Origin of the sequence: Amycolatopsis sp. NPDC004079 (assembly GCF_040610415.1) — a bacterium.
GTDB lineage: Bacteria > Actinomycetota > Actinomycetes > Mycobacteriales > Pseudonocardiaceae > Amycolatopsis > Amycolatopsis halotolerans.
Window position 1 is genome coordinate 85,433 of sequence record NZ_JBEXMH010000033.1, and the last position, 14,568, is coordinate 100,000.

The 14,568-nt window shown below is 70.0% G+C and carries 13 protein-coding genes; 12 read left to right on the plus strand and 1 reads right to left on the minus strand.

The annotated features are described in order from the left end of the window. Positions 1-107 precede the first annotated feature (107 nt). Positions 108-797, minus strand: a complete 690-nt coding sequence (locus tag ABZX37_RS29490; RefSeq protein WP_354744962.1) for a DNA alkylation repair protein — start codon at positions 795-797, stop codon at positions 108-110. A 130-nt stretch (positions 798-927) separates the two neighbouring features. On the opposite strand from ABZX37_RS29490, the gene ABZX37_RS29495 reads away from it, so the two are divergent. The 12 genes from ABZX37_RS29495 (at position 928) to tyrS (ending at position 14,242) form a co-directional block, all read left to right on the plus strand. Then, positions 928-2,529, plus strand: a complete 1,602-nt coding sequence (locus ABZX37_RS29495; protein WP_354744964.1) for an alpha/beta hydrolase — start codon at positions 928-930, stop codon at positions 2,527-2,529. Between the two features lie 194 nt (positions 2,530-2,723). After that, positions 2,724-3,200 carry a helix-turn-helix domain containing protein gene (locus ABZX37_RS29500; protein ID WP_116204173.1) on the plus strand — a complete coding sequence of 159 codons (477 nt, stop codon included), beginning with the start codon at positions 2,724-2,726 and terminating at the stop codon, positions 3,198-3,200. Between the two features lie 883 nt (positions 3,201-4,083). Beyond that, complete coding sequence (argC, locus tag ABZX37_RS29505) at positions 4,084-5,112, plus strand: N-acetyl-gamma-glutamyl-phosphate reductase (protein ID WP_354744966.1); 1,029 nt, start codon at positions 4,084-4,086, stop codon at positions 5,110-5,112. Further along, positions 5,109-6,269, plus strand: a complete 1,161-nt coding sequence (gene argJ, locus ABZX37_RS29510; protein WP_354744968.1) for a bifunctional glutamate N-acetyltransferase/amino-acid acetyltransferase ArgJ — start codon at positions 5,109-5,111, stop codon at positions 6,267-6,269. The genes argC and argJ overlap by 4 nt, the downstream gene beginning before the upstream one ends. Then, positions 6,266-7,201, plus strand: coding sequence for an acetylglutamate kinase (argB, locus tag ABZX37_RS29515; RefSeq protein WP_354744970.1), 936 nt, complete (start codon positions 6,266-6,268; stop codon positions 7,199-7,201). Before argJ ends, argB begins: the two co-directional genes overlap by 4 nt. Then, positions 7,198-8,403: an acetylornithine transaminase gene (locus ABZX37_RS29520; RefSeq protein WP_354744972.1), complete on the plus strand. Its 1,206-nt coding sequence runs from the start codon at positions 7,198-7,200 to the stop codon at positions 8,401-8,403. Before argB ends, ABZX37_RS29520 begins: the two co-directional genes overlap by 4 nt. Further along, the gene (argF, locus tag ABZX37_RS29525; RefSeq protein WP_354744974.1) at positions 8,403-9,329 is read left to right on the plus strand and encodes an ornithine carbamoyltransferase; all 927 of its coding nucleotides are present in this window, start codon (positions 8,403-8,405) and stop codon (positions 9,327-9,329) included. Before ABZX37_RS29520 ends, argF begins: the two co-directional genes overlap by 1 nt. Continuing rightward, a complete protein-coding gene (locus ABZX37_RS29530) occupies positions 9,326-9,826 on the plus strand; it encodes an arginine repressor (protein WP_344286579.1) in 501 nt (166 codons plus the stop codon). Before argF ends, ABZX37_RS29530 begins: the two co-directional genes overlap by 4 nt. Further along, positions 9,823-10,815 carry an argininosuccinate synthase domain-containing protein gene (locus tag ABZX37_RS29535; protein ID WP_354744976.1) on the plus strand — a complete coding sequence of 331 codons (993 nt, stop codon included), beginning with the start codon at positions 9,823-9,825 and terminating at the stop codon, positions 10,813-10,815. The genes ABZX37_RS29530 and ABZX37_RS29535 overlap by 4 nt, the downstream gene beginning before the upstream one ends. 24 nt (positions 10,816-10,839) lie before the next feature. Then, positions 10,840-12,255 (plus strand): argininosuccinate lyase, encoded by a 1,416-nt coding sequence (gene argH / locus ABZX37_RS29540; protein ID WP_354744978.1) that lies wholly within the window; start codon positions 10,840-10,842, stop codon positions 12,253-12,255. A 44-nt stretch (positions 12,256-12,299) separates the two neighbouring features. Further along, complete coding sequence (locus ABZX37_RS29545) at positions 12,300-12,935, plus strand: DNA-3-methyladenine glycosylase (protein WP_354744980.1); 636 nt, start codon at positions 12,300-12,302, stop codon at positions 12,933-12,935. 32 nt (positions 12,936-12,967) lie between these two features. Next, positions 12,968-14,242 (plus strand): tyrosine--tRNA ligase, encoded by a 1,275-nt coding sequence (gene tyrS / locus ABZX37_RS29550; protein ID WP_354744981.1) that lies wholly within the window; start codon positions 12,968-12,970, stop codon positions 14,240-14,242. Positions 14,243-14,568: the final 326 nt, after the last annotated feature.

The window sequence follows — 14,568 nt, forward strand, 5'->3', positions numbered from 1 at the left end:
CCTGACGCTCTCCCCGCCCCGCGCTCCGGCCGCCCAGCCGGTCAGCCGGGGCGGGGAGCGCTGGTGTCATGGCATCCCTCCTTTTCTTTTCCTGCTGGCGGTTCACTTCAGCCGAGGTGCTTCATCGCCTCCCGCGCGGACAGCGGGGACAGCCCCGGGTGCGCCCGGACAAACGCGCGGACCCACTCCGGTTCGGCGCGGGCGTGATCCCGCAGCGCCCAGCCGATTCCCTTGCGCAGAAAGAAATCCCGGTCGCCGAGGTTCGCCTCGATCGCGTCGGCGAGCAGCCCTTGGTCCACCTCGTCCTTCGCGCTGACCTGACAGATCACCGCCGTTCGCCGGCGCCAGCGATCAGCGTCTGTCATCCAGCGGCGCAGAACCGGCGTGACCACGGTCCGGTGCTCGCGCAGGATCGGCCCGATCCGGCGGATCGCGACCTCGTCGACGTAGTCCCACCACGCCCCGGTGACGATCAACTCCTCGTACATCTCCAGCAGTTCCGGGTCCTGCCACTGTCGATAAGCGCGATGCCCGGAAAGATCGATTGCCGCGTACCGCTCCTCGCGGTACTCCGCCTCCCGCCACAACGCGAGCACGGTCTCCGCGAACGTCACTCGATCGGGCAGAACATGCTCGGCGAGAAGCGCCTTCATGAGCTTCCCGCGTGGTGGTTTCGGCACTCCGCGAAACGGCATCGCGGACTTCATGTACGCCTGCATTTCCGGTGCCTTGACCGGGTCGGCCAGCTCGGCGAGCCCGGTTCGCACCGCGGTGATCAACGCTTCGCCCGCACTCATCGAGGGTCACCTCCGTCGGATCGGATCCCGACGATCGGGGGACAGCGCGGCTCGTGTCGGGAAACGAGATTCTGCCGCGCAGCCGGTAGCTTCGACGAGCCCGGGTTGCCGTCGTACGCAAAGGACCACTGTGAGGAAAATCGTCACCGCGCTGGCCGCCGCCGCTGTCGCGGCCGGAACGCTGGCTGTCGCACCCGCCGCCACCGCGGTGCAGCCCGAGGAGTCGGGCTACGCGCCGCCGCCGATCAAGTGGGGACCGTGTTCCGCCCCCGGCCTCGCGAAGGCGGGTGCCGAATGCGGATTCCTGGTGGCGCCCATGGATTACGCCCAGCCGTCGGGCGAGACGGTGCAGATCGCCGTCTCCCGGGTGAAGCACAAGAGCTCGAAGTACCAGGGCGTGATGCTGGTGAACCCGGGCGGTCCGGGCGGTTCCGGGCTCGGCCTCTCGGTGCTCGGCCGGAACGTGCCCAAGCACGCCGGCGACAGCTACGACTGGATCGGCTTCGACCCTCGCGGCGTCGGCTCCAGCAAACCGGCTCTCACGTGCGACGGGAACTACTTCGCGCCCGCCCGCCCGGCTTACGTGCCGAACACGCCGCAGCTGGAGAGCACCTGGCGTGCCCGCACGAAGGGCTACGCCGAGGACTGCGCGAAGAACGGCCCGCTGCTCCAGCACATCAAGACCACCGATGTCGCGCAGGACATGGAAAGCCTCCGGAAGGCGCTGGGCGAGAAGCAGATCAACTACTACGGCTTCTCCTACGGCACCTATCTCGGGCAGGTGTACAGCACGCTGCACCCGGACCGCATGCGTCGGATGGTGCTCGACGGGAACGTCGATCCGCGCAAGGTTTGGTACGACGCCAACCTCGACCAGGACGTCGCCTTCGACCGCAACATCAAGATCTACTTCGGCTGGCTCGCGAAGTACGACAACGTCTATCACCTCGGCAAGACCGGTTCGGCGGTCGAGCAGCTCTGGTACGCGCAGCAGCGCAAGCTCGACCGGAACCCGGCGGGCGGCGTGATCGGCGGCGACGAGTGGCTCGACGTCTTCCTGCAGGCCGGTTACTACGTGTTCGGCTGGGAGGACATGGCCAAGGCGTTCGACGGCTGGGTGCACCGCGGCGACTGGCAGGCGCTGAAAGCGTTGTACGAGAAGTCGAACGCGCCCGGCGACGACAACGGATACGCGGTGTACAGCGCGGTGCAGTGCACCGATGCGCAGTGGCTGCGGGACTGGGACCGCTGGCGCCGCGACGCCTGGGCCACCCAGAACCGCGCGCCGTTCGAGACCTGGAGCAACACCTGGTACAACGCGAGCTGCCTGAACTGGCCCGCGAAGGCGGGCAAGCCGGTGGACATCGACGGGTCGAAAGCGAGCGGCGCGCTGTTGATCAGCGAGGAACTCGACGCGGCCACGCCGTACTCGGGCAGCCTCGAAGTGCGCAAGCGCTACCCGCGTTCGAGCCTCGTCAGCGCGCCCGGCGGGACGACGCACGCCGGATCGCTCTCCGGAGTGTCGTGCGTGGACGACCGGGTCGCCGACTATCTCGCCACCGGGGCGCTGCCGAAGCGCGTCCGTGACGACCGTTCGGATGTCCAGTGCGCCGCGGTGCCGCAGCCGGTTCCGTCTCCGGTCGCCACCGGCGCGCAGCAGAAGGCTGATGCCGTGACGAAGGCGGCGGCGGAGGAGAAGCAGAGCCTGCTTTCCGGTTTGCTGCGTTTCTGAGCCGTTCTCCCCGGTGCCCCGGTCTGGTCTGCCAGACCGGGGCACTGTTCTTTTCCGCTGGTCCACCGATCCCCCTCGGTCGTTTTCGTGGTCGCCAGGGACGCTACGGCGGGGGTCTGACAATTTCGGTCCGCAGTCACCCGATCGCGTTAAGTGATCGAAAATTGTCGGGGGTCGCCGATACCTTCGCCGCCATGACGATCATTCAGGAGCACCGGACCGAAGTCCGGTCAGGAGATATCCAGTACCAGGTCGCCGTCGTCACCCGCACCGAGGACGGCGAGCCGGAGCGAGTCACCGTCACTGTCGGCGGAGAACGGCCGGACGGCGAACCCGTCGTCGAGGGCAGACTCGAGCTCGACGTGACGTCCGTGGCGACCGTCGCGGAGCTGCTCGACACAAGCCTGCGCACCTTCGCGGGCGGCGGCTCGCGGCGAAGATCGCGCGGACGTCCGGCGCAGCAGGGCAGACCGTGGACCGACGAGATGGACGCGGATTTGGAAGCCCGCTGGCTCGCGGGCGACTCGGTGACCGAGCTGGCACGGCATTTCGCGCGGACGCCAGGAGGGATTCGGGCGCGCCTGCCGCGGGTGGGCTGCGATCCGGAGCATCCGGGGAATCATCTGCCGACGCCGCCGAGTCTCCGCGAAGCGGAGGAGGGAGCGGACTGACGAACGCCCGCCGGGTTCGCATCCCGAGGCGGGCCCGGCGTGGCGTTGCCTGCGCGCCGGAGCGGCGGCTTGGCATTGAGCCGACGGGCGGGGCGATGGCTAGCCTGTGCGGCTCGGCGGCTGGGCGACCATCGGCTCGTGGCCGGGTGGCCGGGTGGCCGGGTGGCCGGGTGGCCGGGTGGCCGGGTGGCCGGGTGGGTTGGGTGTCGAGCGCCTGCGTGGCCCCGGTTGGCTGGTGCGGCTCGGCGACTGGGCGACCATCGGCTCGGGTGGCCGGGGGCTGGGCGGCCGGATGGATTGGGCGCCGAACGGCCTGCGTGGCCCAGGCTGGCTGGCCGACTGCCTGATCGAGCGGCTGGGTGGGTTAGGCCCGCAAGAGCCGGGCTCGGACGGATGCCTGCGCGCTGGCCGGATGGCTTGGCGGCGGGAGGTTCGGCTGGCCGAACGAACCCCCGTGCAGCCGAACGACCCCGCATCGTCGAGCGGTTCCGCGCGTCGCCGGATAGTCCGGCGACGCCGGGTGGCTCGGATGGTCAGGTGAACCGGGTGGCTGGTGAGCTGTAGCTAGATGGCTCCAGTGGTCGGTGACGCGTGCCGGGTTGGCCCGGACAACCGTATGAGCCGCGGCTGGACGGCTCCGGTTGTCGGTGGCGCGTGCCAGGTCGGCCCGGACACCCGTGTGATCTGTGGCTGGTGGGCTCGGGCAGTCGGCAAGGTGTGGCTGGTTGTCCCGGGGAGTCAGGTGACCTGTGGCTGCGCGATCCAGCGGCCACTGACTATGGAGGGAGGAACGGGAGGAATCTGCAGAAGTCCCGAGGAGGGACCGGCCAGGGTGAGGAAACCCTCTTTGTTTGAGCTTGCACGCTCGTGCATAATCATTCGTATGACGGTGAAGATCGCGGTAGCCGGGGCCAGCGGGTACGCGGGCGGCGAACTGCTGCGCCTGCTCCTGACCCATCCCGAGGTCGAGATCGGCGCTCTCACGGCGGCGAGCAGTGCGGGGACGACGCTGGGCACGCACCAGCCGCACCTTGTTCCGCTTGCTGGGCGCGTGCTGCTCGAGACGAACGCGGAGACGCTCGCGGGCCATGACGTCGTGTTCCTGGCTCTGCCGCACGGCCACTCGGCCGAGATCGCGGCTCAGCTTGGGCCGGACGTGCTCGTGGTCGACCTTGGGGCCGATCATCGGCTCGCGGACGCGGCGGACTGGCAACGGTGGTACTCCGGTGAGCACGCGGGGCAGTGGCCATACGGGATGCCCGAACTTCCCGGTGCGCGCGAGAAGCTCGTGGGTACCAAGCGGATCGCGGTTCCCGGCTGCTTCCCGACTGGCGGGTCGTTGGCGCTGGCGCCTGCGTTGGCGGCGGGGCTGGTCGAGCCCGCGGTCACCGTGGTGTCGGTGACGGGGACGTCGGGTGCGGGCAAGAGCCTCCGGCCGAATCTGCTCGGGTCTGAGGTCATGGGCAACGCGAGCGCGTACGGCGTCGCTGGGGCGCATCGGCATACGCCGGAGTTCGTGCAGAACCTCTCCGGTGCGGCGGGCAAGCCGGTGACTGTTTCCTTCACGCCGGTGCTCGCGCCGATGCCGCGCGGCATTCTCACGACGGCGAGTGCTCAGCTCCTCGGAGACGTCGACGAGGCCGCGGTGCGCGCGGTGTACGAGAAGGCTTATGGCGCGGAGCCGTTCGTCCAGATCCTGCGTGAGGGAACCTGGCCGACGACCGCGGCGACGGTCGGGTCGAACAACGTCCAGCTCCAGTTCGGGATCGACGCCGACGCGGGCAGGCTGGTCGTCGTCACGTCGATCGACAACCTCACCAAGGGCACCGCGGGCGGTGCCGTCCAATCGATGAACCTGGCGCTCGGTTTCCCCGAGGCCACCGGACTTTCCACCGTGGGAGTGGCACCGTGACCGTCACCGGACCAAAAGGGTTCCGCGCCGCCGGCGTGGCCGCCGGGATCAAAGCCTCCGGCGCGCTCGACTTCACGCTGGTCGTCAACGACGGCCCGCTCGACGTCGCGGCGGGGGTGTTCACCCGCAACGTGATCAAGGCCGCGCCCGTGCTGTGGTCGCAGGAAGTGCTGAAGCAGCAGAAGCTGAAGGCCGTCGTTTTGAACTCCGGCGGGGCGAACGCGGCCACCGGGCCGGGCGGGTTTCAGGACACGCACGCCACGGCGGAGAAGGTCGCCGAAGTGCTGGGTGCGGGGGCGATCGAGGTCGCGGTGTGTTCCACGGGACTGATCGGCGAGCGGCTGCCGATGCCTGCGGTTCTGTCCGGTGTGGACAGTGCGGTCAAGGCACTGGACACCAGCCCGGAGGCGGCCCTGAATGCCGCGACGGGCGTCATGACCACCGACTCCAAGCCGAAGCAGGCGTTCGCCCAGCACGAATCCGGGTGGAGCGTCGGAGGGTTCGCCAAGGGCGCGGGGATGCTCGCGCCGAATCTGGCGACGATGCTGTCGGTGCTGACCACGGATGCCGTGGCGGACAAGGAAACTCTCGACCGTGCGTTGCGCGCCGCCACGCACATCACGTTCGATCGGCTGGACGTCGACGGCGGCACGTCGACCAACGACACGGTGCTCGTGCTCGCGTCGGGTGCCAGCGGCGTCGAGCCGTCTGAAGCCGAGTTGACCGAGTTGCTCACCAAGGTCAGCCATGACCTGGTGCTGCAGCTGCGGGCCGATTCCGAAGGCGCCACCAAGGATGTCGACGTCACGGTGAAGGGCGCCGCGTCCGAGGACGACGCGATTGTCGTGGCCCGGACGATCGCCGAGGACAACCTGGTCAAGACCGCGTTGTTCGGGTCCGATCCCAACTGGGGCCGGATCGCGATGGCGCTTGGCCGCGCACCGGCACGGATCGACCCGGAGACGGTGTCGATCGCCATCAACGGCGTCACCTTGTTCGCGGGCGGCACGACGGCTGAGGACCGGTCGGCGGCCGACCTGTCCGGGCGGGCCATCGACGTGGTTGTGGATCTTGGCGTCGGCTCGGACGAGGCCACGATTTACACCACGGACCTTTCGCACGCGTACGTCGAAGAGAACAGCGCGTACTCGTCATGACGGATACCGGAAGGCTCGTCTCCGCCGACGAACGGCTCGCCAGCGCGGCCGAGAAGGCCGGCGTGCTGATCGAAGCGCTGCCGTGGCTGCAGCGGTTCCACGGCGCGACCGTCGTCGTCAAGTACGGCGGCAACGCGATGATCGACGACCAGCTGAAGGCCGCCTTCGCTGAGGACATGGTGTTCCTGCGGCTGGCCGGTCTGCACCCGGTGGTCGTGCACGGCGGCGGCCCGCAGATCAGCGCGATGCTGTCCCGGCTCGGCGTGCCGGGGGAGTTCAAGGGCGGGCTGCGCGTCACCACGCCGGAGACCATGGACATCGTGCGGATGGTGCTGGTCGGGCAGGTCAGCCGCGAGCTGGTCGGCCTGATCAACGCGCATGGGCCTTACGCGGTCGGCATTTCCGGCGAGGACGCACGGCTGTTCACCGCCGAGCGCAAACAGGCCACTGTGGACGGTGAGCAGGTGGACATCGGCCTCGTCGGCGAGGTCGCCGAGGTGAACCCGGACGCGGTGCTCGACATCGTGAACGCCGGCCGCATCCCGGTCGTGTCCACAGTCGCCCCGGACGTCGACGGCGTGGTGCACAACGTCAACGCCGACACCGCCGCGGGCGCGCTCGCCGCGGCGCTCGGCGCGGAGAAGCTCGTCGTGCTCACCGACGTCGAAGGCCTTTACGCCAACTGGCCGGACCGGTCGTCGCTGATCGACCGGATCGCCGTCGACCGTCTCGAGCGCATGCTGCCCGGCCTGGCCAGCGGCATGATCCCGAAGATGGAGGCGTGCGTGCGCGCGGTGCGCGGCGGCGTGCGCGGCGCGCACGTCATCGACGGCAGGCTCGCCCATTCGGTGCTGCTCGAGGTCTTCACCTCGCGCGGCGTCGGGACCATGGTGCTGCCCGAGGCAGCGGCATCCGGAACGGAGAACGCGTGACTACCCTCAAGTCCAATGCGGACGGCCAGCAGCACTGGCAGTCGGCGGTCATGGACAACTACGGCACCCCCGGCCTGACCCTGGTGCGCGGCGAAGGCGCGCGCGTGTGGGACGCGGACGGCTCCGAGTACGTCGACCTAGTCGGCGGCATCGCGGTGAACGCGCTCGGCCACGCCCACCCCGAGGTGGTGCGCGCGGTCACCGAGCAGATCTCGAAGCTGGGGCACACGTCGAACCTGTACGTGAACCCGGTCGCGGTCGAACTCGCCGAAACCCTTCTCGACGTCGCGGGCCTGAACGGGCAAGGCAAAGTCCTGTTCGTCAACTCCGGCGCGGAGGCCAACGAGGCCGCGCTGAAGATCACCCGGCTCACCGGCCGCAGCAAGGTCGTCGCGGCCGAGGGCGCGTTCCACGGCCGCACCATGGGCGCGCTGTCGCTGACCGGGCAGCCGTCGAAGCGAGAGGCGTTCGAGCCGCTGGTCCCGGGCGTCACGCATGTTCCGTACGGCGACGTCGAAGCGTTGCGGGCCGCTGTCGACGGCGAGACCGCGGCTGTGTTTTTGGAGCCGGTGCTTGGCGAAGCCGGAGTGATTCCCGCTCCGGACGGTTACTTGCAGGACGCGCGCGAGATCACCAAGGCCGCCGGGGCGCTGCTCGTGCTCGACGAGGTGCAGACCGGGATCGGGCGGCTCGGCACCTGGTTCGGCTTCCAGCAGGCCGGGATCGTGCCGGACGTGATCACGCTCGCGAAGGGTCTCGGCGGCGGGCTTCCGCTCGGCGCGGTGATCGGCGTCGGCGCGGCGGGCGACCTGCTCAAGCCGGGCCAGCACGGCACGACCTTCGGCGGCAACCCGGTGTGCTGCGCGGCCGGGCTGGCCGTGCTGCGCACTATCGTCCGGGACGACCTGCTCGACCACGTTTCGGCGCTGGGCAAGGACATCGCGGCCGGCGTCGAGGCGCTCGGCCACCCGCTGGTCTCGGGGGTTCGCGGTGCGGGGCTGCTGCTCGGCATCGGCCTGCGGGAACCGGTTTCCGCGGCCGTCGCGAAGGCCGCCCAAGACGCGGGCTACCTCGTCAACCCGGTCGCCCCGGACACCGTCCGGCTCGCCCCGCCGCTCGTGCTCGACGAGCAGCAGGCGCACGGCTTCCTCTCCGCGCTCCCGGGCGCGCTCGACTCCACCACCACGAAGGAATCCGACTGATGCCCCGCCACTTCCTCCGCGACGACGACGTCACCCCCGCCGAGCAGACCGCTCTGCTCGACCTGGCCGACCAGCTGAAGGCCGACCCGCTCGGCACGAAGGCGCTCGCCGGCCGCACGGTGGCCGCGATCTTCGAGAAGAACTCCACCCGCACCCGGTTCTCGTTCGAGGTCGGCATCAGCCAGCTCGGCGGGCACCCGGTGATCGTCGACGGCCGTTCGATGCAGCTCGGCCGCGAGGAGACCATCGAGGACACCTCGCGCGTGCTGTCCCGCTACGTCGACGCCGTCGTGTGGCGCACCTTCGCGCAGAAGCGCATCGACTCGATGGCGTCGGTCGCGTCGATCCCGATCGTCAACGCGCTCACCGACGAGTTCCACCCGTGCCAGGTGCTCACGGACCTGATGACCATCCGCGAGCGCAAGGGCAAGCTCGCCGGGCTCACGCTCACCTACCTCGGCGACGGCGCCAACAACATGGCGCATTCGCTGCTGCTCGGCGGAACCACGGCCGGGATGAACGTGCGCGTCGTGTCGCCGGAGGGTTTCCAGCCTGACCAGCAGGTGATGCTGGACGCCAAGCAGCACGGCGAAGAAACCGGCGGCAGCGCGACCGTCTTCACCGACGCGCGCGAGGCCGTCGAGGGGTCGGACGTGCTGGTCACGGACACGTGGACGTCGATGGGGCAGGAGAACGACGGCCTCGACCGGGTCGGCCCGTTCCGTGCCCTGCAGGTGAACGCCGAGCTGCTGAAGCTCGCCGCCGACGAGGCGATGGTGCTGCACTGCCTGCCCGCGCACCGCGGCTGGGAGATCACCGACGAGGTGCTCGACGGCCCGGCCAGCGCGGTCTGGGACGAGGCGGAGAACCGGCTGCACGCGCAGAAAGCCCTGCTGGTCTGGCTGTTCGGGCAGAACGGCCGATGACCAGCAGCCGGGTCGGGCGCCAGGCGCGGATCACCGAACTGGTGTCCACGATGGCCATCCGCAGCCAGACGGAGCTGGCGCGGCTGCTGGCCGCCGAGGGAATCGACGTCACGCAGGCGACGCTGTCGCGCGACCTCGACGAACTCGGCGCGGTCAAGCTGCGCGGCGCCGACTCGGGCGCGCCGGTCTACGTCATCCCCGAGGACGGCAGCCCCGTCCGCGGCGTACAGGGCGGCACCTCGCGACTGTCCCGGTTGCTCGCTGAACTGCTGGTGTCCGCGGATTTCTCCGGCAACCTCGCGGTGTTGCGCACGCCTCCGGGCGCGGCGCAGTTCCTCGCGAGCGCGATCGACCGGGCCGCGCTGGAAGAGGTCGTCGGGTCGATCGCGGGCGACGACACGGTCGCAGTGATCGCGCGCGAACCGCTCACCGGACGCGACCTTGCCGAACGCTTCACCGCGCTCGCGCAGGGTTCGGCGGAAGGGGACGAGCCGTGACCCGGCGGGTCGTGCTCGCCTGTCCGGGCGGGCGCGGCTCCTCATCCGCGCTGAAACTCCTTGCGGGACAAAGCGAAGTGGTCGCCGTCGCCGTGGATTTCGGTGCGGGCGACGTGGATCTGTGTGCGCTCCGGCGGCAGGCGATGGCCGACGGAGCCGCCGAAGTCGTGGTCGCGGACGTCCGCGAGGACTTCGCGAACGGCTACTGTTTGCTTGCGCTGCAAGCGAATGCGCTGATCGTTGACCGGCATCCGCTGGTCCTGGCCCGGCCGCTGCTGGCGAGCCAGCTCGTGGCGACCGCGCGGGACCGGAACGCGTCGGCTGTCGCACACGGTGGCGGCGACGCGTTGTCCAGCATGATCGCGACACTCGCGCCAGACCTGGAGATCGTCGAACTTGGCGTCCGGGGTCGGCACGAGCTGTCGACGAGCCGGACCTTGTGGGGCCGGGCCGCGGACGATGGCTACCGCTGCACCGAGGACGCCGTGGCGAACCTCGGCGCGCCGGACGAGGTCGTCGTCACCTTCGATGAGGGCGTACCGGTCGCGGTCGACGGCGAGACGGTCAGCGTGGCCGAGGCGGTTCAGCGGCTCGGCCACCGGGCCGGAGCGCACGGGATCGGCCGATTCGAGCTGGCGGACAGCTACGACGCGCCGGGCGCGGCGGTGCTGATCACCGCGCATCAGGAGCTGGAATCAGTCACCCTGGACCGCGATCTGGCGAGGTTCAAACGCGGCGTCGACCGCCGGTGGGCCGAGCTGGTCCACGACGGATTGTGGTTCTCGCCGCTGCGCGAGCCGCTGGACGCGTTCGTCCGGCGGGCGCAGGAGCGCGTGTCGGGCGAGGTGCGGCTGGTGCTGCACGCGGGCCGCGCGACCGTCGCCGACCTCCCCGGGAGGCGGCTTCGCCCGGTCGGACGGCGGTACCGTCCGGGCACCGGGCACACTCCGCTGGGGAGCACCCAGCATCCGAGCACCCAGGCGTCCTGAGACGCCGGACGAGAGAGGCAGAACGTGAGCGGGAAAGACCAGCCGGTGCAGCTGTGGGGCGGCCGGTTCGCCAGCGGGCCGGCCGAGGCGATGGCGGCGCTGAGCGCCTCGACCCACTTCGACTGGCGCCTCGCGCCCTACGACATCGCCGGGTCGCGCGCGCACGCCCGCGTGCTGAGCAAGGCGGGTTTGCTCACCGAAGCGGAACTGGCCGGGATGCTGGACGCGCTCGACACGCTGGCCCAGGACGTCGAGTCCGGCGCGTTCACGCCGACGATCGCCGACGAGGACGTCCACACCGCTCTCGAACGCGGTCTGCTCGAACGCGCCGGCACCGAGCTGGGCGGCAAGCTGCGGGCAGGCCGTTCCCGCAACGACCAGGTCGCGACGCTGTTCCGGATGTGGCTGCGCGACGCCGCGCGCCGGGTGGTCGCGGGCACGCTCGACGTGATCGACGCACTGGTGTCGCAGGCGTCCCGGCACCCGGACGCGATCCTGCCCGGCCGCACCCACCTGCAGCACGCGCAGCCGGTTCTCCTTGCGCACCACCTGATGGCCCACGGCCAGTCGCTGCTGCGCGACGTCTCCCGCCTGCGCGACTGGGACGCGCGCACCGCCGAATCGCCGTACGGCTCGGGCGCGCTCGCCGGTTCGTCCCTCGGCCTCGACCCGGAAGCCGTGGCCGCCGAGCTGGGCTTCGACACCAGTGTGGAGAACTCGATCGACGGCACCGCCTCGCGCGATTTCGTCGCCGAGTTCGCGTTCGCTGTCGCGATGCTTTCGGTGAACCTGTCGCGGATCGCCGAAGAGGTGATCATCTGGAACACCGCCGAATTCGGCTACGTCACGCTGGACGACGCGTGGGCCACCGGCAGTTCGATCATGCCGCAGAAGAAGAACCCGGACGTCGCGGAGCTGACCCGCGGCAAGGCGGGACGGCTGATCGGCAACCTCACCGGCCTGCTCGCCACGCTCAAGGCGCAGCCGCTCGCGTACAACCGCGACCTGCAGGAGGACAAGGAACCGGTCTTCGACTCCGTCGAACAGCTGGAACTGCTCTTCCCGGCGATCGCGGGGATGCTCGGCACGCTGACCTTCCACACCGACCGGCTCGCCGAACTGGCTCCGGCCGGGTTCACGCTGGCTACCGACATCGCCGAATGGCTGGTCCGCCAGGGCGTGCCGTTCCGCGTCGCGCACGAGGCGGCGGGGGAGAGCGTGCGGGTCGCCGAGGCGCGCGGGGCCGGGCTCGACGAGCTGACGGACGAGGAGTTCCAAGCCATCAACCCGGCGCTCACCCCGGCAGTGCGCGAAGTGCTCACCGTCGAAGGCTCGGTGCGTTCGCGCGACGCGCGCGGCGGCACCGCGCCGGATCGCGTTGCCGAGCAACGGGAACGCCTGGTCGAGCGGGTGGCCGCGCATCGGCAGTGGCTGAAGTGATCTGTCGTCAGGCCGCTGGCTAGGCTGGCGGCCTGACGAGGGGAGTGCGTGTGGACCGGTTGTTCCGGCGCGAAGAACTGGCACTGGACCCGGTCGACCTGGCTCGGCTGCTGCTCGGTGCCGTCCTCGAGGCTGACGGGCCCGACGGCCGGGTCGGGGTGCGGCTCGTCGAGGTCGAGGCCTATCGCGGGCTCGACGATCCCGCTTCGCATTGCTACCGCGGGAAAACCCCGCGCAACGCCGTGATGTGGGGCCCGGCCGGTCACCTCTACGTGTATTTCGTCTACGGCATGCACTTCTGCGCGAACGTCGTCGGCACCGAGGACGGACAGCCCGGCGCGGTGCTGCTGCGCGCGGGCGAGGTCGTCGAGGGCGCGGACATCGTGCGCAAGCGGCGGCCGAACGCGCGCGGCAACGGCGAACTCGCCAAGGGCCCGGCCATCCTCACCTCCGTGCTGAGCCTCGCCCGGGAGCAGAACGGCGTCGACCTCACCGACCCCGAATCGCCGGTGCGGCTGCGCGTCGGCGAGCGCGTGCCCGCGGAGAACGTGCGCACCGGCCCGCGCGTCGGCGTCGCGATGGCGATGGAGACGCCGTGGCGGTTCTGGGTCGACGGCTCACCAGCCGTCTCGACCTACCGCCGCGGCGGCAAACGCCGGCAGGTGCGACCCGCGGGTTAACGGTTTGACCTGGTGGGGGATCATCTACAGGTGTGAGTGAGCACATCCTTGACGAGTTGTCCTGGCGCGGCCTGATCGCGCAATCCACCGACATCGACGCCCTGCGCCGAGAACTCGACCACGGCCCGCTCACGCTCTATTGCGGCTTCGACCCGACCGCGCCCAGCCTGCACGCCGGCAACCTCGTCCCGCTGCTGATGCTCAAGCGGTTCCAGCGCGCCGGGCACCGGCCGATCGTGCTGGCCGGCGGCGCCACCGGGATGATCGGCGACCCCCGCGACAACGGGGAGCGCACGCTGAACACCCTGGACGTCGTCGCCGACTGGGCCGGGCGGATCCGCGGGCAGCTGGAGCGGTTCGTGGACTTCGACGATTCGCCGACCGGCGCGATCGTGGAGAACAACCTCGACTGGACTTCGAAGCAGAACACGCTGGAGTTCCTGCGGGACGTCGGCAAGCACTTCTCGGTGAACGTGATGCTGAACCGGGAGACGGTCAAGCGCCGGCTCGAGGGCGACGGCATGTCCTACACCGAGTTCAGCTACCTGCTGCTGCAGTCCCAGGACTACCTGGAGCTGTACCGCAAGCACGGCTGCAAGCTGCAGGTCGGCGGCTCGGACCAGTGGGGCAACCTCGTCGGCGGCGTGGACTTGATCCGCCGCGTCGAGGGCGGCACCGCGCACGCGCTGACCGCGCCGCTGGTCACCGACGCCGAGGGACGCAAGTTCGGCAAGTCCACCGGCGGCGGCAACGTGTGGCTCGACCCGGAGCTGACCTCGCCCTACGCCTGGTACCAGTACTTCGTGAACGTCGGCGACGCTGACGTGCTCCGCTACCTGCGCCTGTTCACCTTCCTCGACCAGGAGGAGATCGACGCGCTGGCCAAGGACACCGAGGAGCGTCCGCACCTGCGTGCCGCGCAGAAGAAGCTGGCCGAGGAGTTCACGAACCTGGTGCACGGCGAGCACCAGACGCGCCAGGTCATCGCGGCGAGCCAGGCGCTGTTCGGCCGCGGCGAGCTGACCGAGCTGGACGCCCCGACGCTCGACGCGGCGATGGCCGAGGTCCCGAACGGCAAGGTAGAGCCCGCGGGCGACGCGACGATCGTCGACCTGCTGATCGCCGGGGGACTGGTGGACAGCAAGGGCGCGGCGCGACGGACCGTGAAGGAAGGCGGCGCGTACGTGAACAACGTGAAGATCGCCGACGAGGAGTGGAAGCCCTCGGCTTCCGACGCGCTTCACGGCCGCTGGCTCGTGGTCCGCAAGGGCAAGCGCACCGTCGCCGGCGTCCGCGTCGGGGGCTGATCTCCGCCCGGGGCCCGAAACAGGGGGCCTGACCTGCGGGAACGCGGTTAAGGTACCCCCCTGTTTCGGGCCTCTGGAGGGCGTGTAAAGTTCTCCAAGTCGCCAGGGAAACCGGGTGGCCGCCGGGACACGAACCAAGCTCTCGCCTCTAGGGTGATTGAGTGGGTGTCCCACCAAAAACTGCTAGGAATGACCGCTTCGGTCAGGCTCGCCCTCACGGGGGTTCGGGTTTGGTTCGGGGTGTGTTGCTTGAGAACTCAACAGTGTGCTAGTGAACTAAGCCAGTAGAGCTTATATGAAACCCCCTCGTCGGGGTTTCCTTTGAG

What these genes read in the sequence shown, in the direction of transcription:
- ABZX37_RS29530 (WP_344286579.1), top strand. Translation starts at nt 9,326, where the DNA reads ATGACCAGCAGCCGGGTCGGGCGCCAGGCGCGGATCACCGAACTGGTG.
- ABZX37_RS29500 (WP_116204173.1), top strand. Translation starts at nt 2,724, where the DNA reads ATGACGATCATTCAGGAGCACCGGACCGAAGTCCGGTCAGGAGATATC.
- argF (WP_354744974.1), top strand. Translation starts at nt 8,403, where the DNA reads ATGCCCCGCCACTTCCTCCGCGACGACGACGTCACCCCCGCCGAGCAG.
- argC (WP_354744966.1), top strand. Translation starts at nt 4,084, where the DNA reads ATGACGGTGAAGATCGCGGTAGCCGGGGCCAGCGGGTACGCGGGCGGC.
- argB (WP_354744970.1), top strand. Translation starts at nt 6,266, where the DNA reads ATGACGGATACCGGAAGGCTCGTCTCCGCCGACGAACGGCTCGCCAGC.
- ABZX37_RS29490 (WP_354744962.1), bottom strand. Translation starts at nt 797, where the DNA reads ATGAGTGCGGGCGAAGCGTTGATCACCGCGGTGCGAACCGGGCTCGCC.